The following is a 20,379-nucleotide window of genomic DNA, read 5'->3' as shown; positions in this document are numbered from 1 at the left end:
AATCAGCATATGAAATGATTTTAGAAACCACAATTATCATTATATATTCCACTGCATTATTGCTGATTTTCTTTTATGCTCTGGCACAATTAAACTTGCTGTTTAATTATATTGCTGCACAAAAAAAGGAAGATCATTCGCCAAAATTCAATTTAAAAAACGCAGATGAAACCCCATTAGTAACCATACAACTTCCAGTGTACAACGAGTTGTATGTTATGGAACGTTTGCTGGACAATATTGCAAAAATAGAATACCCAAAAGACAAATTAGAAATTCAAGTACTAGACGATTCTACAGACGAAACCGTAGAAACTACCGCATTGCAAATTGAAAAACTAAAAGCACAAGGATTAGACATTAAACATATTTGTAGAACCAATAGACAAGGTTTTAAAGCTGGTGCGTTAAAGGAAGGTTTAAAAATGGCTAAAGGAGAATTCATCGTTATTTTTGATGCCGATTTTCTCCCAAATAAAAACTGGCTAAAACAAACCATTCCATATTTTAAAGACAAACAAATTGGTGTGGTACAAACCCGTTGGGCACATATTAATAGAAACTATTCTACGCTAACAAAAATTCAAGCTTTTGCTTTAGATGCGCATTTCACCTTAGAGCAAGTTGGTAGAAATAGCAAAGGGCACTTTATCAATTTTAATGGTACCGCAGGCGTTTGGCGAAAAACATGTATTCTAGATGCAGGAAATTGGGAAGGTGACACACTAACCGAAGATTTAGATTTAAGCTACAGAGCACAATTAAAAAACTGGAAATTTAAATACTTAGAAGATGTAGAAACTCCTGCAGAATTACCTGTAGTAATTAGTGCTGCACGCTCGCAACAGTTTCGATGGAACAAAGGTGGCGCAGAAAACTTCAGAAAAATGATGCTTAAAGTGGTTAGAAGCAAAAACATTTCTACTAAAACAAAAGTACACGGTTTACTGCATTTACTTAACTCTACCATGTTTTTAAACGTACTTATTGTTGCTATATTAAGCATTCCAATGCTTTACATTAAAAACGAATACGCGCACTTAAAACCGTACTTTTATGTCATGAGTTTCTTTGTTATTAGTACGCTTATTTTCTTTATTTGCTACTGGTATATGTACAAGAAAACCTACGGAAGTGGTGCGAAAAATTTCCTGCAATACATTGTATTATTTTTCACCTTTTTCTCTATAGCAATGGGCTTTTCACTACATAATTCGATTGCCGTTTTAGAAGGTCATTTGGGTAAACGAAGTGATTTCATACGTACACCAAAGTTTAATATAAATAGCGTAACAGATAGTTGGAAAGGCAATAAATACTTAAAGAAAAATATTTCTGCTCACGTAATTATTGAAGGTATGCTTATGCTCTATTTTGCCTTTGGTCTATACAGCGCTTTTGTAGTTGGTGATCAAGGTGGTGATTTTGGATTATTCCCTTTTCATCTGATGCTTTTCTTAGGTTTCGGATTTGTATTTTTAAAATCTTTAACCTCTAAAGCCTAGTTATAATTTGGGCGTTTCTTTTTATAATCCTGCCAGGTTTCCAAAACCTTGCAGGATCATAAAAAGTCGCGCTTTCCGCTATATCTTTTTTCCCTTGTTCTCGATACCAATTTGCTCATGCTTCACAAATGCACTCGAACAGACGCCAAAAAAGGATGCCGCATCAATCGCTAACGCAGTTCATTACTCCGTTTTATGCACTTCTAGTTCGATTTCAATCATGAATTCTGGCACTGCCAATTCTTTAACACCAAGCCAAGAACCAGTTGGAAATTGTTTCGTATAAATAGAATTTCGATACGCTGCATTTTCTAAAAACAAAGCCATGTTTGTCGTAAAAACATTTAAAAAGAAAAAAACGAACCCGTATATTTTTAAATCCAATAGTAATTTCAAACCTTTAAAGCCGACAAACAAATAATATTTATATTTGAGCCATGCTTTACAATACCTTTTTTTTAAAACTCAAAAAACCTTCCATTTTATTGGTATTAGCATGTATATTATTCTACTTTTCTTTTGCCTATAATTTAGTAAGAACAGATTACATAAAGCTAATTACACTGTATGTTGTATTGTTTATCCTGTTTTATAAATTGGTTCGTATCCACAGAAACAATTTTAAATTTTTAGCTTGGATTGCCTTTATATTTCGGGCCGTATTTATTCTTGCCATTCCTAATCTGTCGCAAGACTTTTATCGCTTTATTTGGGACGGACGCATGATTTTGGAAGGCTTTAATCCGTATTTATACACACCTGAATCTTTTTTAACATATAACGAATTACCAGTCCATCAAGCGGAAGCATTATATGCTGGAATGGGAACCCTCAACGGAAGCCACTTCACAAACTACCCACCAATAAACCAACTCTGCTTTGTGATTGCAGGAATATTTGGTGGGAAAAGTATTTTAGGTGCAGCTATGGTTTTAAGGCTACTAATTATTGCGGCTGATTTTGGAACGCTATACTTCGGAAAAAAGCTTCTCGAAAAACTAAATCTACCTGTAGAAAATATTTTTTGGTACATTTTAAATCCTTTTATAATTATAGAACTTACAGGAAATTTACACTTTGAAGGGGTTATGATTTTCTTTCTAGTTTGGAGTTTATACCTATTACATATTAATAAATGGAAACAAGCTGCTGTAGTTTTTGCTTGTTCGATTTCGGTGAAATTAATTCCGTTGCTATTTTTGCCTTTATTATTTAAATATTTCAAGAAAGGAAACGTCCTTGCAGGCACAACGAAGCAATCTTTAGAAAACAAAAATACTTCGACTGCACTAAGTATGACAAAGCTTATATCATTTTATGCAATAATAGGCATGGTAACGCTACTATTATTTCTTCCTTTTTATTCTTCCGAATTTATAAACAATTATGCACAAACAGTTGGTTTATGGTTTCAGAATTTCGAGTTTAATGCCAGTGTTTACTACATTGCTAGAGAAATCGGTTATTGGTTTAGAGGCTATAACGAAATTGCAATTATTGGTAAAACCCTTCCTGTTTTAGTACTCTTGTTTATTTTATTCTTGGCATTTTTCAAAAAGAATACAAGCACAAAACAACTCTTACAATCGATGCTATTTGCATTTGCTTTTTACTTATTTCTAAGCACAACCATACATCCTTGGTATATAGCAACCTTATTAATTCTATCTGTATTTACGACTTACAAATTCCCTTTAGTTTGGAGTTTTGCTATCATTCTAAGCTACTTGGCATACATACAAATTGACAAAGCAGACAAGTCAGAAAACCTATATATTATTGCATTGGAGTATCTTATTGTTTTTAGTGTATTTTTGTATGAGCTCATAAAAAGAAAATCTATTGAAAATTAATTTTAAAAAAATATTAAGACGCTTAAAAAGAACTGTTGTAGCGCTAATACTGTTGTATCTTTTCTCGTTGGTGTTTTTATATTTCAAACAGGAACGCTTCTTTTTTAATCCGAAACACTTAGAGAAAGATTATGTTTTTCAGTTTAAAGAACCTTTTGAAGAAGTAAATATCGAAGTAGAAAAAGATGTTTTTTTAAACGCTGTCCTTTTTAAAGCCGAAGCACCTAAAGGTGTTATTTTATACTTTCATGGTAATGCCGGAGCGATTCATGATTGGGGAAAACGCGCACATTTATTTTTAGAAAACGATTATGATGTGCTTTTTGTAGATTATAGAAACTATGGTAAAAGTGATGGTCATTACCGTAATAGCGATGAGCTTTTTAGTGATGCGCAAAAAGTTTACGATTATACTAAAACCCGCTATAGCGAAGACAAGATTACCGTTTTAGGTTTTTCTTTAGGCACAGGAATAGCTAGTTATGTAGCATCTAAAAACAATCCTAAAATGCTCATTTTAAACGCACCTTATTACTCTTGGAAAACACTAATTGCGGAAGAGATTGCGCCTCCAGTGCCTCAATTTTTAATTCGGTATGATATTCCTTCCTATCAATTTGTACAAGAAGTAAAGTGCCCAATACATATATGTTATGGTACGCGTGATTTTTTAATAAACCCAGAAACAAACACCAAAAAACTATACGCTTTACAACCAGAAAATATCACAATCCATCCCATTACGGATGCTGGACATAATGGCTTACATATCACCAAAGAATATTATGATTTATTAAAAATTATTCTATAAAAAAAGAGGCTATCTGTAGATAGCCTCTTTTTTTTATTATAATGGAATACTTAATTTAGTTTATAGGTTTTAAAGCTACAATAGTCAATTTTTCTTCCTCTTGCTCTTCACCATTGTCATCTAAAACAGTTTCTGTTAACACCGTATAGGTAATTTGGAAATGAGATCCTATTACATCTTCCGTATCTAAATTATAATCGGCTAATACATCTTCTTCTACTTCATGAAGCGTTAACGTAGTTTCTTCGTCATCGGCATTAAAAACTATAAAATTATAGCCATAAGCATCGTTTCCGTCATACTGTCCATCTACAGTAATTCGATCTTGATTCATCGTTGTAAAACTGGTTAAAGCAATACATAAAACAGCAAGTACTAATGTGATTTTTGTTTTCATTTTTGATAAATATTTAAAAGTTAGAAATATGTATCGGAAAAATTTCTACCTAAAGTCCGAATTACTTAAACCATTTCAACCTAGGAAACAGTGGTAGTACAATGTATTTCTTCTATATACGTTTCAAATTCGCTTTAGGATTAATTAAATTTTAAAATAAACATATCTATTACTTCAATAACAATTAGAATAATAATGATCCACTCTAATCTGCTACTTTCTTTATGATCCATAATATCTTTAAAGAGCTCTAAATTCTCTTTAATAATTTCTATTCGGTCATGAATTAATCGGTATCTATCTTTTAAATCGAAAGAAATTTTAAGCTCCTGATTTAGCTTATTAAGTTGTTCATTTTCCCAAGTACTTTCGGGGGAATCAAAAATATACAGATTCTCCGAAATCTTATTTTTAATGTTCAATACTCTTCCTATAAAACGTTTTAACTTATTTCCTGAAATATCCAATTTCCCTTTATTCTCGAGGTATTTGGTATGTTCATGTGTTTCAATAAGTAATTCTTCGGTAATATCTGCATAGCGATCTAATGCTACAGATTGCGAAGTATTTAACATCACTAAACGAATCATTTCATCATTCAGTTCTGGTAAAATAACGTTATTATATTCTACTTTTAAGAAATTCTCTCGGACTTCTATTTGAATATCTTCGGAAAGTTTTTCGGAAATATAGGTATTACAAAATGGTTTTATTTCTTCTAATACCGATGCTATTTCTGTAGCATTCATATTAAAAAAACTAACCATTCCGTAGTGAAAAATATAGATAAATTTATTTTCTGAGCTTTTATAATACAGCTCGTCACTATCTTGAAACAGCAACTGCCATTGCAATTGCTGTTTACTAGCTTTTATTTGGATAGTGTTTGCTACTTGATAAGCAACAACTTTGTACATTATGAGATAAACATTTGTTTTTGGTCTTTAAAACTCTTAAATTCTAACATATAATCATTTGGGTCTTTTACAAAAAAGGATACATGCTCTCCTGGTTTGTTTTCTAAAAAAGTAGTCTGTGTAACTACTTCTAATTTTTGTTCTTTTAGTTTTTCGTAAATTTTAGCCCAAGTATCTACATCTACAATAACACCAAAGTGAAAGGATGGTAATATTTTACCTTCAAACACATAATTAGGACTATTGAAATGAAACTTCTCGGCTTTAATAAACGTTAACTGATGATTAAACAAATTAATATCTACCCAATTTTTAGTCATTCTTCCTAAGGAAGCACCAATACTTTTCGTGTAAAAATCTTTCGTTTTTGTTACACTTAAACATGGTAATGACATGTGAAATGACGTTTCCATACACTTGATTTTAAAGTTATAACTTAGTTATATTAAGTTACAAAATAAAAGCATACGATTTCGTTTTTTAGTCTAAATCTTCAGTGTCTTCATCTGATAATTCTGGATCTTGAACAGCTTCTGGATCGCTTTCATCAAAATCTTCATAATCATCTTCGTCATAATTCTCCATGGTAACTTCCAGTTTTGTACTGACTTTAACCAAATACTTGGTGTCTTCTGTAGTTACTTCAATTGCTTCAATTAGTTCATTTTTAGCATTTCTAAAAGACACTACTTGGTCATCATCATAACCATCAGGATATCTTTCTACTAATAAAGCTAAAATTTCTGGTGTTAGCTTTTTAAAATCTACAATTACTCTTTTTAGGTTGTCTCTTTTATTTGCCATTTAAAATGTATTTTCATTTCCGCGAAAGCGAAAATCTAATCCTATAATTAATGTTTGAAAGTTTAAATATATTATTTATTGTTATTAATTCTAATAACATCGTAAAAATCTTTTCGTCTATCTTTTAAATTTTTTACTGCTCCAAAAGAATGCAATTCTTTTAACAGACTTAAATCGACATCTGCTACTAGAATCATTTCTGTATTTGTAGTCGCTTCTGCTTTGATTCCATTACTTGGAAATGAAAAATCACATGGCGTAAATACGGCAGATTGCGCATATTGAATATCCATATTATTAACATTCGGTAAATTACCAACGCTTCCTGAAATAGCCACATAACATTCATTTTCTATAGCACGAGCTTGTGCACATAAACGAACACGAGAATAGCCATTTTGCGTATCTGTTAAAAAAGGAATGAATAAAATATCCATACCTTCATCGGCCAACAAACGAGATAGTTCTGGGAATTCAGAATCATAACAAATCAAGATTCCAATTTTACCCGCATCGGTTTCAAAGGTTTGCAATTTGTTTCCACGTTGCATACCCCAAACTTTCGCTTCGTCTGGCGTTACATGAATTTTCTCATAACGCTCTAAACTTCCATCTCTTCGGCATAAATAACCCACATTAAATAACTTATCGTCTACCAGTTCGGGCATACTACCAGTAATAATATTGATGTTATAGGAAATAGAAAGCTGTTGCATTTTCTTTACAATAACTTCTGTAAATTTTGCCAACTCTCTAATAGCATCTGGCTCATGCATGTGGTTAAATTCTGCCATTAAAGGCGCATTAAAAAACTCTGGAAACACAGCAAAATCAGAACGATAAGCAGCAACGCTGTCTATAAAATATTCTACTTGTTGCATTAACTCATCCATACCTTTATACGGACGCATTTGCCATTGTATCAAACCAAGTCTTACAATACTTTTTACAGAACTTGCTTTTTTGTTTGGTTTGGTATAATAGATATTATCCCATTCCATTAAAACGGCATATTCATTGGAGGCTGTATCTCCTTCCAAATATCCTTTTAATACACGAACTGGGTGAAAGTCGTTAGAAATTTGAAAGTTTAAAACAGGATCATGAATTTCTTTACGCTTTACTTTTTCAATGTATTGTTTAGGTGTTAAATCGGTATGCTTATGAAAGTTTGGCATTCTTCCTCCAAAAACAATTCCTTTTAAATTTAAGTTTTCGCAAACCTCTTTTCTATAATCGTACAATCTTCTACCTAAACGTAAACCTCTGTATTGTGGTTTTATAAACACATCAATACCATAAAGCACATCGCCATTTGGATCGTGATTTTTAAAAGACTTTCCACCAATAATATCTTCATACGTATGTTCATCATCAATAGAATCATAATCTACGATGAGCGATAATGCACAACCTGCAATGTCTCCATCGATTTTTATAACCACTTGACCTTCTGGAAACATAGAAGTTAATTCTTCTATATGATGTTTTTTCCAGTACGAATTAAGCACACCGCCATACGATTCTAAAGTAGCTTCTTTTAGCTCTTCAAAATCATTAACCGTTAAATACTTAAGCTCTATATTATCAATTTTATTTGTGTCCATTACTGATCTAAAAGATAAGCAAAAATTAAAGGAGCAACAATAGTTGCATCACTTTCAATAATAAATTTTGGGGTATCAATATCTAGTTTTCCCCAAGTAATTTTCTCGTTTGGAACTGCTCCAGAATACGAACCATAACTTGTTGTAGAATCACTAATCTGGCAGAAATAACTCCAAAATGGTGTTTCTGGTCTTTCCATATCTTGGTATAACATTGGCACCACACAAATAGGGAAATCTCCAGCTATTCCTCCTCCAATTTGGAAGAAACCAATTCCTTTTTGTGAATTATCGGTGTACCAATCTGCAAGAAACGTCATATATTCAATACCAGATTTCATAGTACTTGCTTTTAATTCTCCTTTAAGCACGTAGCTAGCAAAAATGTTTCCCATGGTACTGTCTTCCCAACCCGGACAAACAATTGGTAGGTTTTTTTCAGCAGCAGCATACATCCAAGAATCTTTTAAATCAATCTCGTAATATTGCTCTAATACTCCTGATAACAACATTTTATACATGTATTCATGTGGTAAAAAACGTTCTCCATTTGCTTCCGCATCTTTCCATATTTTTACTATATGCTGTTGTAAACGTCTAAAAGCTTCCTCTTCTGGAATACAAGTATCCGTTACTCTATTTAGTCCCTTCTCTAATAAATCCCATTCGTCTTGAGGCGTTAAGTCTCTATAATTAGGCACACGTTTATAATGCGAATGCGCTACTAAATTCATGATATCTTCCTCTAAATTTGCTCCTGTACAAGAAATGATTTGTACTTTGTCTTGGCGAATCATTTCCGCAAAACTTTTACCAAGCTCTGCAGTACTCATCGCTCCTGCCAGAGAAACTAACATTTTTGCACCACTGTCTAATTGTGCTTCATACCCTTTTGCTGCATCTACTAAAGCTGCCGCATTAAAGTGTAAATAGTGTTTTTCTATAAACTGTGAAATTGGTCCTTTAGTACGCATCTTCATCTTGAAATTTAGTATTGTTATTTTTATTTACTTTATCATCGTCAAAAGAGTTGTCATACACCTCTTCTGCTTCTTCATTTTTAAACTTATAGCTTAACATTTTATAGTATAATTTAGCCGCAAGAAAATCGGAAGATTTATCTATTTTATTTGGACAAAGTTCTACGATATCAAAACCTACTACGTTTTTCTCTTCAAAAACTTGTTTTAAAAACTCCATCGTTTCATACCATAGCAAACCTCCAGGTTCTGGAGTTCCTGTACTTGGCATAATAGAAGGATCAAAAACATCTAAATCTATAGTTATAAAAACGTTTTCTGTCATTTGATCAATAGCAGCATCCATCCAAGTATCATCTACAGCCATTTCATGAGCGAAATACGTTTTATCTTCATCCATAACCGTTTTTTCCATCACGTCCATAGAACGAATACCCACTTGAATTAAATTGGTATTCTGACTCGCTTCGTACATTGCGCAAGCATGGTTACACGTAGATCCTTCGTAGCTTTTACGTAAATCTGCATGTGCATCTAATTGTAAAACAGTTAAGCTTGGATACATTTCATTAAAAGCGCGAACCGTACCAATAGAAACCGAATGCTCACCACCAAAGATGGTTACAAATTTATTTCTTTTAATGTACTTTTTTGTTGCTTGATGAACCGCTTCTACCATAGCTTCTGGCGAACTGTTCTCTGTTACAGCGTCTGCCAAATACACACCTTGATGGTATACTTCAGTTCCTGTTTCAATGTCATAAAGTTCCATGTTTGCTGAAGCATCTAAAAATGCTTCTGGACCTTTATCTGCTCCTTTTTGCCATGTACTTGTACCATCATAAGGCACAGGTATTAGTACAATTTTCGCTTTGTCTAATTTTGCTAAATCTTCTGGAATACCAGCATACGTTTTAGTTTGCATAACCTAAAATTTTAAGTAAGTCTTCACTTTTTTGTTGTTCACTAAATAGTTTAGTAGAGATTTTTCCGTCGGCATCTCTATCTATTAATATATGTTTTGGTGACGGAATTAAACAGTGTTGTAAACCACCAAATCCTCCTATACTTTCTTGGTAAGCTCCTGTATTAAAAAAGCCAATGTACAGTGGTTTATCTTTATTATATTTTGGCAAATAAATGGCATTCATGTGTTGCTCACTATTGTAATAATCATCGCTATCGCAAGTTAACCCGCCAAGCAAAACACGTTCATAACCTTGATCCCAACGATTTAATGGCAGCATGATAAAACGTTTATTAATTGCCCAAGTATCTGGTAATGTTGTAATGAAAGACGAGTTTATCATGTTCCACTTTTCACGATCATTTTGTTGTTTCTGGTACAATATCTCATAGATAGCGCCACCACTTTCACCAACGGTAAAACTTCCAAATTCTGTAAAAATATTTGGTACATCTACACCTTCTTCTTCGCAAGTCGTTTTAATTTGATTTACAATTTCGTCTACTAAATAAGCGTAGTCAAAATCGTAGGCAAGCGAGTTTTTTATAGGAAAACCTCCACCAATATTTAAACTATCTAATGTTGGACAAATCTTTTTAAGGCTTGTGTACACTTTTAAACATTTTTGCAATTCATTCCAATAATACGCATTGTCTCTAATTCCAGTATTAATGAAAAAGTGCAACATTTTAAGGTTCACTTTTTTATTATCTGCAATTTGATTTTTATAAAATGGTACAATATTTTTATAACCTATTCCTAATCTCGAGGTATAGAATTCAAACTTTGGTTCTTCTTCGGAAGCAATACGAATCCCTACATTAAATTTCCCGTTTATTTCTTCGGAAAGCAATTCTATTTCCTCATAATTATCGATAATAGGAATTGCATTTCTATGCCCTTCATTAATAAGTCTCGCAATATTTGTTACGTATTGCGCACGTTTAAAACCGTTGCTAATTACAAAAGTATCATTCGTAATTTTCCCTTCTTTTTTAAGGTTTTCTACAATATCAATATCAAAAGCCGAAGAGGTTTCAATATGAATATCATTTTGTAACGCTTCATGTAACACATGTTTAAAATGCGAGCTTTTTGTACAATAGCAATAGTTGTAGTTCCCTTTATAATCATGTTTTTCAATAGCTTCTGCAAACCATTTTTTTGCACGCTGAATATTGTTAGATATCTGCGGTAAATACGTGAATTTTAAAGGTGCTCCATATTGCTCAACAAGCTCCATAAGGTTGATATCATGGAAGCTTAGTTTATTGTCCTCTAGTTTAAATTCTTCTTGAGGAAAATCGAAAGTTTGATTGATTAGATCAAAATACTTGGTATTCATGTTTGTGTGTTTTGCTTTAATTGTAAATTATAACATTCTAAAGTTTATTTAAAATATTATAGCCTTTATTTTTAAAAAAAATATTGAAATATAAATCGGATAACAGCGCATAAAACACTGTTATAAAAAAGGTTATGAATTAATTCAAACTTGAATTTTTAGTTCTGTAGTAGGCACAAAGCCGTATTGATGCTGACTAGCACCGATGGTAGTATACTCGGAAGTTAGCTTTAAAATTCGGTCGCTTAATCTGTAAGCTGCTTTTGAATATGACTTCCTAATTTCCAAAAGCCCGAACATAGAAACAGTGTTCAATTTGTTCAGCTAAATGCAATACAAATGAAATGCTTTTTTTTGAATTGCAATGTTTTTTTGAAAAATTTTTTATTTTTTTTTTGAAATGGTTTTAAGGCTATTTACTACTTGCTTTTCTAAGAAAAATACTAACTTGTTTAATGTCTGATATAAGTCATTCAAAGAGATTAAGAACAACACCTACAATAGCAACCAAATAAAACACCCATAAGTGATGCATGATACAAGCATAAGCGCTGCAGTGATTATTTTCTTGATTTGCCATTTAGCAACCATTACTATTGGGTGTAAAACTCAAAAAACCACTTTATTAATTTCATATTTAAATGTAATTGTAGTGATAGGTGTATTTCTTTTTTGGATGATCTATACGCTGAATATAAAAAAACATATCTTCGAATTTAGAGCGTTATTTGTCATAGGGATGGAAGCCTGTATTTTAATATTCGCCCTGTTCTACATAATAGGTTTTCATAAAAAAACGTATGTAAAAGTTATAAATTATATAGGCTTTGGGGTTCATTTATTGATTGCAACAGGAATGCTTTATTATATATCGACATTCAAAATAGATAAACTTTTTTAATCATAAATTACGCTTGGAATTAAATAGTAAGTACTATACTAAAACACACCTAATAATGAAGATTATTAAAATTACCATATGGATTCTACTACTTGTATGCATTCCATTACAAGGATATGCTCAAATAGAAAACAAAATGACAAATAATTCAATCAGAATTCCATTAAAACAGGGAAAAAATCCTAGTACTCCATTTGAGAATTTAGTTATAGAACCTACTAATCTATTTATGCAATCAAAACCAATAAATACAGACTCTCCCCATATACAACTAGAATTAAATGTAGTTGAAAACAATAGTAAATATGCTACTTTTCTCTGGTATTATGGCGCGTCTAGTGGTAGTCAAAAAACAAACTATCCGAAAGCATATCAAAACTATTCCTTTTATTTAAAAATCAATAAAGAGGAAGTTACATTAGTTGTTGAAAAATTAGACTTTGAAAAAATAATATTTATAGATCTAGGTCAAACAGCTATTATTGGGAACCTTACCATTCTATTTAAAGATTATATTGGAGAATCATCTGTGGATATAAATGGAAATCAGACAGATTCTTTTAACACCTATAATATTTCGTTATCAGCAGGGAAAGAGCAGAAGACCATATCGTTTATGTCACTAAGTAAATATGATGGAAAAGAACAAACCTTAGAATGGAAGGATTATAAAATTATGATTTTGGAAGATTCAGAAAAAGCAATAAAGTTAATCGTGTTTAAAAAACAATAACTCCATTACTAAAAAAACACTTTAAGCGTATTTAACCTCTTTCCTTTCTGCTATATACTTCTGTGTTCTTATTTTTTAAGACCAATTTTATCTATCCACATAAGATTGGACACAACATTTCTCAGATTGACTTGTATACCAGGATTAAACTATGTTTCCATTTTCAAAGAAATACTAGAACAACGAAACGCTCTCTAAGAAATAACAACCTCTTTAAACCAATAAAAATAAAATGATTAAAGGTATTTCTTGTCTTTATTTTTTAAGTAATTAGCTATAAACATGATCATACCCATTAAAAACATAAAACACAGGAACTAATGAGTAACCCTATAAAAACAGAAAAGCAAAAAATGTTATCTGGCAAGCTTTATAATGCCCTAGATATAGAACTTAGCCAAGAACGCTTGAAAGCTAGGTTATTAATAAAAGAATTAAATGACCTTAAGGAAGACGAGAAAGAAAAACGAGGTGAAATCTTAAAAGATTTAATTCCGAATCAGGAGAAAAACCTTTGGATTCAAACTCCTTTTTATTGTGATTATGGTTACAATTTAATTGTTGGCGAAGGTGTGTTCTTTAATTATAATTGTATTGCTCTGGACGTTATGCCTATAAAGATTGGCCCCAGAAGCTTGATGGGCCCAAATGTGCAATTATATACTGCAACACATCCTATGGATTTTAAAGAAAGAGCTTCTGGGCTAGAATTTGCTAAACCGATAACTATAGGAGAAGATGTTTGGTTAGGTGGTGGCGTAATTGTCTGTCCAGGAGTTACTATTGGAGACAGAACAGTAATTGGAGCAGGAAGTGTTGTTACTAAAGATATGCCTTCTGATGTTTTTGCTGCTGGAAATCCTTGTCGGATTATAAATTCTAAAAACTAATTTCTTGCTATTCAAAAAATCAAATATGATAAAAGTCATATTTCTCCATCTAAACCTATCGTACATTTACGATAAGAAGTCCATTGCATTTTTATAATCCATAAAAAATCAGCATTTGAAAAGAAGTTTAGAACATATAGCCTATAAAGAAGACACAGCATCTTTAGCTAAATTTGCAAAAGCATTAGGACATCCTACACGTATTGCTATTTTAAAACATCTAGAAAAGCAATCTTGTTGTTGTACAGGCGATTTAGTAGAAGTATTTCCTTTGGCACAGTCTACAATTTCTCAACATCTTAAAGAGTTAAAAAATGCTGGTCTTATTCAAGGAGAATTGAAACCTCCCAAAATAAAGTATTGTATTAATCAAGAAAACTGGAAGATTGCAAAATCATTATTCGCGCAGTTTTTTGATTGATATTTTTTCAAAAACACATCGTCTATTGGCGATAAACAAACAGAGATATTATGAGTAAAGTAATTAAAATTTTAGGAACAGGTTGTCCAAAGTGTCAATCTATGACGAAGGTTGTTACCGATGTAATTACCGAAAACAATGTAGATGCAACTATTGAAAAAGTAGAGGATATTATGGAAATCATGAAATTTAATATCATGACAACACCCGCTTTAGTAATAGATGATGTTATTACTATTAAAGGTAGAGTACCTTCAAAAACAGAAGTATTGGCTCTTTTAAATTAAAAGTACGAATTATGAATTATCAGATACAGGCTTCTTCCATTGCAAATCAGGATGCCGTTATTCATATTAAGGAATCGAATATCGATTTTGGAACAACCTCTAAAACCACTACAACCTTACCAAATCCTGCCGAATTATTCTTAGGATCATTCTCTGCATGCATGTTGAAGAATGTAGAACGTTTTTCAGGCATGATGAAATTCACCTATTCAAAAGCGACATTGGAAGTGCAAGCGACTCGTCTAGAAAATCCGCCAAGAATGGACAATATCATTTATAATTTAACCATTTATAGCAACGATGAAAAACTCAATATAAGCCTACTAAAAAAGAACATTGAAAAATTTGGCACTATCTACAATACCGTAAAATTGTCATGTTCTATTTCTGGTACCATTAACACTATAAAAAATGTTTGATTGGTTACAACATTTTACAGATTGGTTGATTTATTCTGTTTTAAAAATTGGAGCAGAATCCCATTTAGGAATTGCTTTGAATTTCTTTGTGTACGATACACTAAAAATTCTGATCCTTTTATTTATCATCGTTTTTATAATGGGAATTGTAAATGCATATTTTCCAATTGAAAAACTTAAAGATTATCTCCATAAAAAAAAACTTTACGGTTTAGAATACTTCTTCTCTTCTGTGTTTGGAGCAATAACTCCTTTTTGCTCTTGTTCTTCGGTACCTTTATTTATTGGTTTTGTACAAGGAGGAATTCCGCTAGGCGTTACTTTTTCTTTTTTAATTACATCTCCTTTAGTTAATGAAGTTGCCATAGCCATGTTTATTGGTATGTTTGGTATAAAAGCGACTTTAATCTATGTGATATCTGGTATTTTATTAGGTACACTTGGTGGTTGGCTACTTGGTAAATTTAATCTAGAGCCATTGCTTTCCGATTGGGTAAAAAAGATTTTGGAAAACAAAATGAAACAAGCTAATTATCAAGAAGAAAAACAAACTTTCTACCAACGATTACCTGAAATAACACGTGGCGCTTGGGATATAGTAAAAAGCGTTTTACTTTATGTAATTATAGGAATTGCAATTGGAGCAGCAATGCATGGCTATGTACCAGAAAACTTCTTTAATGCCTATTTGGGAGGTGGCGAATGGTGGACGGTTCCATTAGCAGTATTAGTTGCCGTACCCATGTATGCCAATGCCGCAGGAATAGTTCCTGTAATTCAAGTTTTTGTTGCTAAAGGCGTTCCATTAGGAACTGCTATTGCTTTCATGATGGCAACTGTAGGTTTGTCCATTCCAGAAGCAACCTTACTAAAAAAGGTAATGTCTTTAAAGCTAATAGCCATATTTTTCGCTGTAATAACGCTTTGTATTATCCTTTCCGGATATCTGTTTAACTTCTTATTATAAAAAAATAACGAAAACAAAAAAATGAAAACCATGTACAAAACATTTAAATTATTAGCGGTTATAACCATCGGTTTTACACTTACTTCTTGTAATAGTAAAAACAAAACGGACGTAGCATCTGTTGATACATCTATTGCTAAAATTGAAGTAATAGATTTCCATTCTACACATAGATGTATGACTTGTAATGCTATTGAAGCAAATACAAAATATACATTGGACACCTATTTTTCTAAGGAAATGAAAGCCGACAAAATCACCTTTCAAGTAATAAATGTAGATAAAGAGGAAAACGAACAAATTGCTGAAAAATTTGAAGCATCTGGAACTGCCTTAATTTTGAATGTGATAAAAAGCGGAAGAGAAACTAAAATAGATTTAACCGAATTTGCTTTTATGGAAGGCAACGACAAAGAAACCTTTTCTAAACAATTGAAGGCAAAAATTGACACGGAATTAAAAATGCTGTAAATGGATTTTTTACAGTCCCTTTTAGAGCAATATAATATTCCTATTGTATCTGCATTTCTCCTAGGAATAATGACAGCTATTAGTCCGTGTCCTTTAGCTACCAATATAACTGCAACTGCTTTTATTTCTAAAAATATTTCGAGTAAACGGAAAGTACTATTTAGCGGATTATTATATTCTATTGGAAGAGGATTTAGTTACACAACCATTGGATTGATCCTTTATTTTGGAGCAAGCAAGTTTCATATTGCTCGATTTTTTAATCAGAATGGTGAAAAATATTTAGGTCCGCTATTGCTAGTAATCGGTTTGATAATGCTAAATGTTATTAAACTGCCTTTTTTCGGGAAATTTAATTTTCAAGAAAAGCTATCCGAAAAATTTAAAGACAAAGGTTTACTAGGTTCTTTTTTAATTGGAGTGGTGTTTGCTTTAGCCTTTTGCCCGTATAGTGGCGCATTATTTTTCGGAATGCTAATACCAATGACCATTGCATCTGCCAACGGACTTTATTTACCAATAGTATTTGCTTTTGGAACTGGATTACCTGTAATTCTATTTACCTATTTAATCGCTTTTACCATTGGAAAAGTTGGTGTATTTTACAACCAAATCACCAAAATAGAAAAGGTAATGCGAACCGTTGCAGGTGTCGTTTTTGTATTAACAGGCTTGTACTATATTTTTATTTTTACGGGAATAATAGAATAGTCAAAATGCAGACCTCCAAATAGACTTATAACAGAATCCATAAGGTTTGCAATACGGCTAAAATGCATCTATTATTTTTAAAATCGCTAACTAGTTCTTTATTAAAAGGCACCTTAACCTTCGCCTCTTTTTTTATAACACTATTATTTTAACACCTATAAATAGATGTAGCAGAATGGCCTCTTCAAATTTATTCTTTAAGGAAACTACGTTTTATTTCTAACCTTTCATTCAATTTTAAGATTGCCTTAAAAACCATTAATTCTTTATAAACAGGTATCTGTAAAGGCTATAAATTTTATAAAGCTATTTTCAGATTAAAGCAAAAAAAATGCTCCGGGAAACGAAGCATTTTTAATAGTAATATGACTTTTGTAATAGTAAATTAAATACTACAACATTTTCAATGTATTCAACTCTTGTTCTGTTAGATGTTTCCAGTGACCACGAGGAAGATCTTTTTTTGTAAGATGTCCAATTGCCACGCAATCTACAGCTACAATCTCGTATTTTAAGCTATCAAAAATAGCACGAAGTACGGTATTTCCTGTGTTTTTAATTTTAAGACCAATTTCTTTTTTAGAAGCGCCTTCTATATAACTAATTTCTTCGACAGTGATTAGTTTTCCTTCGATTCTAAAACCTTCTCTAATTTTTTTAAGGTCTTCTATCTTCAGGTTTTTATCTAATTCTATTTGAAATAAACGCGATACACCATTTTTAGAATTGGTGAATTTTTTAGCAACTAAATCATCATTGGTAAACAACAATAATCCTTTACTATTTCTACCTAATCTACCTATTGGCTTAATTCTAGAATTGGTTGCATTGGCAACTAAATCCATAACCGTACGTCCTTTACCTTCACTTGTAGTAGTTGCAAAACCTTTTGGTTTATTTAATAAAACGTATGCTTTTTTCTCTGGATTTATTCTAGAACCATCAAAACGAACCTCATCTTCTAGTTTCACTTTGTAACCCATTTCTGTAACTATCTTTCCGTTTACAGAAACTAAACCTGTTGCAATATGCATATCTGCGTCTCTACGAGAACAAACACCTGAATTTGCGATGTACTTATTTAAACGCATTTGATCCGGATCAGATGCTTTTTGTGGCTTCTGTGTTTTTTGCGGCTTTTGCGTTTTATTTCCTGCTGCTTTCTTTTTTACTGGAGCATTTCCTCTTTCATTGCTTTGGCTACGTGTATTAGTATTTCCACGTCCTGAAAGCTTCCCTTTGCTTTTACTATCTCTTGGCTTACTCATAATTTTTCCCCAAGTAAATGGGAATATTTTAATTTATTAAGCTACAAAGATATAGTATATATTATGATTTACGATTGTGGATTAACGATTTTTGATACTCATCCTTTCTTGCGTTAGCGATTGCAACGGCATCCTTTTTTGAGATACGAGAAAAAGATATAGTGGAAAGCGCGTTGCTACGTAGTTTATACGTAGTAGCAAACGCCATAATTTATATTAAAACGAGCTTATTTAAAAGCAAATCTACATCTATTAGTAAAATGCTAAAAACACCGGATACTATTATAAACTTTAAGATATTATGTAAGATTAAATATTGTGTTTTTGTATTCGATTTAAAGAGTAATATTAGAAACGCCCCTAATAATATGGTGCTCACATAAAAGAAATAATCCATTTTTCCAATTTGATATCTACTGACTAATAAATAGGATGGAATAAGTGTTAAAGCACTTAAAATGGTAAGCATGCCTTTTGAATATTTTACACCATAAACAATAGGGATGGTTTTATAATTAAGTGCCAAATCTCCTTTTATATTTTCTAAATCTTTTACTAATTCGCGCATAGATACTATTAAAAACAAAAATGCGGCATGTACAAAAATTACATGTTCGAAATTTCTGTAGTACATAAAAATGGCAAAAAATGGCGTTATGGTTAGTATTGCCGAGGTGATATTACCAATAATTGGCATCTTTTTTAGCTTATGTGAATAAAACCAAATAGCAAAAATATATACCGAAAAGAAAACTACTGCTTTAAACGAAACTGCACTTACCATAATTACAGCAAGAAAGTTTAGTACAAAATAAAAGGATAGTTTAGTGTTTTGACTCACCAGTTTATCTAACATAGATTTTTGTGGTCTATTTATTAGATCTTTTTCTGAATCGTAAAAATTATTAATAATATAACCTCCTGCTATTGTTGCCGCAGACGCTAAAACTAACAGCAGTAAATTGACATCTAAAACTACTTGGCGTAAAGGTTTATCATGTGCTAAAATGTAAATAGAGGTAACGTATTGTGCAATTACTACAATTAAGATATTGTAGCCTCTAACCACAGAAAACATGCTGAAAAATTTTAGCCAAATATGTTTTTGTTTTCTGGAAAGCATAAATTTATTTAATGAAACTCTAATAACTACACTTCATCAAGTTTAGTAGAACAATTCATGAAGTATTAGAAATTATAAACCACTTCTAATTTATACCCTTTAAGCGATTGTTTTGCTTTCTCAAAGTTTTCTGTAAAACCTAAAATATAACCGCCACCACCAGAACCACAAAGTTTTAAGTAGTACTCATTGGTTTCAATTCCTTTTTTCCAAAGTTCATGAAACTGCATTGGTATCATTGGTTTAAAGTTGTTTAGCACGACTTTAGATAATTGCTTGGTATTCTTAAACAGGGACTTTATATCTCCTTTTAAAAAATCATCTACACAAGCATCTGTATGTTTTGTAAATTGGTCTTTTAGCATACTTCTAAAACCCTCTTGTTTCATGTTCTCCATAAAAATGCTAATCATTGGTGCAGTTTCACCAGTAATTCCGCTATCTAACAAAAAGACAGCTCCTTTACCATTATTGGTTTGTGAAGGAATTCCTGTTGCTTCAATATTATCTTGAGAATGTATTAGAATAGGAATGCTTAAATAACTATTTAAAGGATCTAGTCCAGAAGATTTACCATGAAAAAACGATTCCATTTCAGAAAAAACGCTTTTTAACTTCAATAGTTTTTCGCGTGTTAAGTTTTCTAGAACGGTAATTTTACCTTGTGCATATTTGTCATAAATAGCAGCTACCAATGCGCCAGAGCTACCAACACCATAACCTTGTGGTATCGAAGAATCAAAGTACATTCCTGCCTGAACATCTTCTTCTAATTTATTTAAATTAAAGACAACAACGTCTTCTTTTATTTCTTTTAAATGGGAAACAAAGTTTTTTAAACTAGCGTTAGATTTAACTGCTTCTTCCGATGGGTTATCATCCATTTTTAAAGCACCATTATAGAAACTATAAGGAATAGATAATCCTTTAGAGTCTTTAATGATTCCGTATTCACCAAAGAGTAAAATTTTCGAGTAAAAAAGGGGTCCTTTCATAAATATT

The 20,379-nt window shown here is 31.8% G+C and carries 23 protein-coding genes; 11 read left to right on the top strand and 12 right to left on the bottom strand.

Going from position 1 to position 20,379, the window contains the following annotated elements; all coding sequences use genetic code 11:
* Positions 1 to 14: 14 nt before the first annotated feature.
* Positions 15 to 1,505: a cellulose synthase family protein gene (locus ACVCZW_RS10785; RefSeq protein WP_452232411.1), complete on the top strand. Its 1,491-nt coding sequence runs from the start codon at positions 15 to 17 to the stop codon at positions 1,503 to 1,505.
* Between the two features lie 183 nt (positions 1,506 to 1,688).
* On the opposite strand, the gene ACVCZW_RS10780 is transcribed toward ACVCZW_RS10785, so the two are convergent.
* Entirely contained in the window at positions 1,689 to 1,832 is a 144-nt protein-coding gene (locus tag ACVCZW_RS10780; RefSeq protein ID WP_452232410.1) for a hypothetical protein, read from the bottom strand.
* Between the two features lie 110 nt (positions 1,833 to 1,942).
* Between ACVCZW_RS10780 and ACVCZW_RS10775 the strand changes: the two genes are divergently transcribed.
* Positions 1,943 to 3,358: a mannosyltransferase gene (locus ACVCZW_RS10775; RefSeq protein ID WP_452232409.1), complete on the top strand. Its 1,416-nt coding sequence runs from the start codon at positions 1,943 to 1,945 to the stop codon at positions 3,356 to 3,358.
* Entirely contained in the window at positions 3,348 to 4,169 is an 822-nt protein-coding gene (locus ACVCZW_RS10770) for an alpha/beta hydrolase (protein WP_452232408.1), read from the top strand. The genes ACVCZW_RS10775 and ACVCZW_RS10770 overlap by 11 nt, the downstream gene beginning before the upstream one ends.
* Positions 4,170 to 4,224: 55 nt before the next feature.
* On the opposite strand, the gene ACVCZW_RS10765 is transcribed toward ACVCZW_RS10770, so the two are convergent.
* From ACVCZW_RS10765 to ACVCZW_RS10730, 8 genes are all read right to left on the bottom strand, one after another.
* Positions 4,225 to 4,566, bottom strand: coding sequence for a hypothetical protein (locus ACVCZW_RS10765; protein ID WP_452232407.1), 342 nt, complete (start codon positions 4,564 to 4,566; stop codon positions 4,225 to 4,227).
* Positions 4,567 to 4,706: 140 nt separating this feature from the next.
* A complete protein-coding gene (locus ACVCZW_RS10760; RefSeq protein ID WP_452232406.1) occupies positions 4,707 to 5,483 on the bottom strand; it encodes an RMD1 family protein in 777 nt (258 codons plus the stop codon).
* Positions 5,483 to 5,896, bottom strand: a complete 414-nt coding sequence (locus ACVCZW_RS10755; protein ID WP_452232405.1) for a VOC family protein — start codon at positions 5,894 to 5,896, stop codon at positions 5,483 to 5,485. The genes ACVCZW_RS10760 and ACVCZW_RS10755 overlap by 1 nt, the downstream gene beginning before the upstream one ends.
* Before the next feature lie 67 nt (positions 5,897 to 5,963).
* Positions 5,964 to 6,287 carry a hypothetical protein gene (locus ACVCZW_RS10750; protein ID WP_452232404.1) on the bottom strand — a complete coding sequence of 108 codons (324 nt, stop codon included), beginning with the start codon at positions 6,285 to 6,287 and terminating at the stop codon, positions 5,964 to 5,966.
* A 71-nt stretch (positions 6,288 to 6,358) separates the two neighbouring features.
* Positions 6,359 to 7,894 (bottom strand): bifunctional GNAT family N-acetyltransferase/carbon-nitrogen hydrolase family protein, encoded by a 1,536-nt coding sequence (locus ACVCZW_RS10745; protein ID WP_452232403.1) that lies wholly within the window; start codon positions 7,892 to 7,894, stop codon positions 6,359 to 6,361.
* Positions 7,894 to 8,868, bottom strand: coding sequence for a deoxyhypusine synthase family protein (locus ACVCZW_RS10740; protein ID WP_452232402.1), 975 nt, complete (start codon positions 8,866 to 8,868; stop codon positions 7,894 to 7,896). Before ACVCZW_RS10740 ends, ACVCZW_RS10745 begins: the two co-directional genes overlap by 1 nt.
* The gene (gene speB / locus ACVCZW_RS10735) at positions 8,858 to 9,799 is read right to left on the bottom strand and encodes an agmatinase (protein WP_452232401.1); all 942 of its coding nucleotides are present in this window, start codon (positions 9,797 to 9,799) and stop codon (positions 8,858 to 8,860) included. The genes ACVCZW_RS10740 and speB overlap by 11 nt, the downstream gene beginning before the upstream one ends.
* Positions 9,789 to 11,186 (bottom strand): arginine decarboxylase, encoded by a 1,398-nt coding sequence (locus ACVCZW_RS10730; protein WP_452229701.1) that lies wholly within the window; start codon positions 11,184 to 11,186, stop codon positions 9,789 to 9,791. Before ACVCZW_RS10730 ends, speB begins: the two co-directional genes overlap by 11 nt.
* Before the next feature lie 1,037 nt (positions 11,187 to 12,223).
* Between ACVCZW_RS10730 and ACVCZW_RS10725 the strand changes: the two genes are divergently transcribed.
* From ACVCZW_RS10725 to ACVCZW_RS10690, 8 genes are all read left to right on the top strand, one after another.
* Positions 12,224 to 12,820: a hypothetical protein gene (locus ACVCZW_RS10725; protein ID WP_452232400.1), complete on the top strand. Its 597-nt coding sequence runs from the start codon at positions 12,224 to 12,226 to the stop codon at positions 12,818 to 12,820.
* Between the two features lie 320 nt (positions 12,821 to 13,140).
* Positions 13,141 to 13,710 (top strand): sugar O-acetyltransferase, encoded by a 570-nt coding sequence (locus ACVCZW_RS10720; RefSeq protein WP_452232399.1) that lies wholly within the window; start codon positions 13,141 to 13,143, stop codon positions 13,708 to 13,710.
* Between the two features lie 115 nt (positions 13,711 to 13,825).
* Entirely contained in the window at positions 13,826 to 14,131 is a 306-nt protein-coding gene (locus tag ACVCZW_RS10715; protein ID WP_452232398.1) for an ArsR/SmtB family transcription factor, read from the top strand.
* A 50-nt stretch (positions 14,132 to 14,181) separates the two neighbouring features.
* The gene (locus ACVCZW_RS10710) at positions 14,182 to 14,418 is read left to right on the top strand and encodes a thioredoxin family protein (protein WP_452229697.1); all 237 of its coding nucleotides are present in this window, start codon (positions 14,182 to 14,184) and stop codon (positions 14,416 to 14,418) included.
* Between the two features lie 11 nt (positions 14,419 to 14,429).
* Positions 14,430 to 14,837 (top strand): OsmC family protein, encoded by a 408-nt coding sequence (locus ACVCZW_RS10705; RefSeq protein ID WP_452229696.1) that lies wholly within the window; start codon positions 14,430 to 14,432, stop codon positions 14,835 to 14,837.
* Positions 14,830 to 15,804: a permease gene (locus ACVCZW_RS10700; RefSeq protein ID WP_452232397.1), complete on the top strand. Its 975-nt coding sequence runs from the start codon at positions 14,830 to 14,832 to the stop codon at positions 15,802 to 15,804. The genes ACVCZW_RS10705 and ACVCZW_RS10700 overlap by 8 nt, the downstream gene beginning before the upstream one ends.
* Positions 15,805 to 15,834: 30 nt before the next feature.
* Positions 15,835 to 16,275 carry a nitrophenyl compound nitroreductase subunit ArsF family protein gene (locus ACVCZW_RS10695; RefSeq protein WP_452229694.1) on the top strand — a complete coding sequence of 147 codons (441 nt, stop codon included), beginning with the start codon at positions 15,835 to 15,837 and terminating at the stop codon, positions 16,273 to 16,275.
* Complete coding sequence (locus ACVCZW_RS10690; RefSeq protein ID WP_452229693.1) at positions 16,276 to 16,986, top strand: aromatic aminobenezylarsenical efflux permease ArsG family transporter; 711 nt, start codon at positions 16,276 to 16,278, stop codon at positions 16,984 to 16,986.
* Positions 16,987 to 17,378: 392 nt separating this feature from the next.
* Here the strand turns inward: ACVCZW_RS10690 and ACVCZW_RS10685 are convergent, their stop codons facing one another.
* The 3 genes from ACVCZW_RS10685 to ACVCZW_RS10675 form a co-directional block, all read right to left on the bottom strand.
* Positions 17,379 to 18,254, bottom strand: a complete 876-nt coding sequence (locus ACVCZW_RS10685; RefSeq protein ID WP_452229692.1) for a pseudouridine synthase — start codon at positions 18,252 to 18,254, stop codon at positions 17,379 to 17,381.
* A 211-nt stretch (positions 18,255 to 18,465) separates the two neighbouring features.
* The gene (locus ACVCZW_RS10680; RefSeq protein WP_452229691.1) at positions 18,466 to 19,377 is read right to left on the bottom strand and encodes a geranylgeranylglycerol-phosphate geranylgeranyltransferase; all 912 of its coding nucleotides are present in this window, start codon (positions 19,375 to 19,377) and stop codon (positions 18,466 to 18,468) included.
* 65 nt (positions 19,378 to 19,442) lie between these two features.
* A complete protein-coding gene (locus tag ACVCZW_RS10675) occupies positions 19,443 to 20,372 on the bottom strand; it encodes a mevalonate kinase family protein (RefSeq protein ID WP_452229690.1) in 930 nt (309 codons plus the stop codon).
* Positions 20,373 to 20,379 lie beyond the last annotated feature (7 nt).

The sequence above is a fragment of the Lacinutrix sp. MEBiC02595 genome (genome assembly GCF_053601555.1).
The sequence above is the reverse complement of the archived record's forward strand: the minus strand, read 5'-3'. Positions and strand labels throughout refer to the sequence as shown.

Bases quoted from the DNA above. Each gene is read 5' to 3' on its own strand.
- ACVCZW_RS10785 (WP_452232411.1), top strand. From the start codon at position 15: ATGATTTTAGAAACCACAATTATCATTATATATTCCACTGCATTATTG.
- ACVCZW_RS10780 (WP_452232410.1), bottom strand. From the start codon at position 1,832: ATGGCTTTGTTTTTAGAAAATGCAGCGTATCGAAATTCTATTTATACG.
- ACVCZW_RS10775 (WP_452232409.1), top strand. From the start codon at position 1,943: ATGCTTTACAATACCTTTTTTTTAAAACTCAAAAAACCTTCCATTTTA.
- ACVCZW_RS10765 (WP_452232407.1), bottom strand. From the start codon at position 4,566: ATGAAAACAAAAATCACATTAGTACTTGCTGTTTTATGTATTGCTTTA.
- ACVCZW_RS10760 (WP_452232406.1), bottom strand. From the start codon at position 5,483: ATGTACAAAGTTGTTGCTTATCAAGTAGCAAACACTATCCAAATAAAA.
- ACVCZW_RS10755 (WP_452232405.1), bottom strand. From the start codon at position 5,896: ATGGAAACGTCATTTCACATGTCATTACCATGTTTAAGTGTAACAAAA.
- ACVCZW_RS10750 (WP_452232404.1), bottom strand. From the start codon at position 6,287: ATGGCAAATAAAAGAGACAACCTAAAAAGAGTAATTGTAGATTTTAAA.
- ACVCZW_RS10745 (WP_452232403.1), bottom strand. From the start codon at position 7,894: ATGGACACAAATAAAATTGATAATATAGAGCTTAAGTATTTAACGGTT.
- ACVCZW_RS10740 (WP_452232402.1), bottom strand. From the start codon at position 8,868: ATGCGTACTAAAGGACCAATTTCACAGTTTATAGAAAAACACTATTTA.
- speB (WP_452232401.1), bottom strand. From the start codon at position 9,799: ATGCAAACTAAAACGTATGCTGGTATTCCAGAAGATTTAGCAAAATTA.
- ACVCZW_RS10730 (WP_452229701.1), bottom strand. From the start codon at position 11,186: ATGAATACCAAGTATTTTGATCTAATCAATCAAACTTTCGATTTTCCT.
- ACVCZW_RS10725 (WP_452232400.1), top strand. From the start codon at position 12,224: ATGACAAATAATTCAATCAGAATTCCATTAAAACAGGGAAAAAATCCT.
- ACVCZW_RS10720 (WP_452232399.1), top strand. From the start codon at position 13,141: ATGAGTAACCCTATAAAAACAGAAAAGCAAAAAATGTTATCTGGCAAG.
- ACVCZW_RS10710 (WP_452229697.1), top strand. From the start codon at position 14,182: ATGAGTAAAGTAATTAAAATTTTAGGAACAGGTTGTCCAAAGTGTCAA.
- ACVCZW_RS10705 (WP_452229696.1), top strand. From the start codon at position 14,430: ATGAATTATCAGATACAGGCTTCTTCCATTGCAAATCAGGATGCCGTT.
- ACVCZW_RS10700 (WP_452232397.1), top strand. From the start codon at position 14,830: ATGTTTGATTGGTTACAACATTTTACAGATTGGTTGATTTATTCTGTT.
- ACVCZW_RS10695 (WP_452229694.1), top strand. From the start codon at position 15,835: ATGTACAAAACATTTAAATTATTAGCGGTTATAACCATCGGTTTTACA.
- ACVCZW_RS10690 (WP_452229693.1), top strand. From the start codon at position 16,276: ATGGATTTTTTACAGTCCCTTTTAGAGCAATATAATATTCCTATTGTA.
- ACVCZW_RS10685 (WP_452229692.1), bottom strand. From the start codon at position 18,254: ATGAGTAAGCCAAGAGATAGTAAAAGCAAAGGGAAGCTTTCAGGACGT.
- ACVCZW_RS10680 (WP_452229691.1), bottom strand. From the start codon at position 19,377: ATGCTTTCCAGAAAACAAAAACATATTTGGCTAAAATTTTTCAGCATG.
- ACVCZW_RS10675 (WP_452229690.1), bottom strand. From the start codon at position 20,372: ATGAAAGGACCCCTTTTTTACTCGAAAATTTTACTCTTTGGTGAATAC.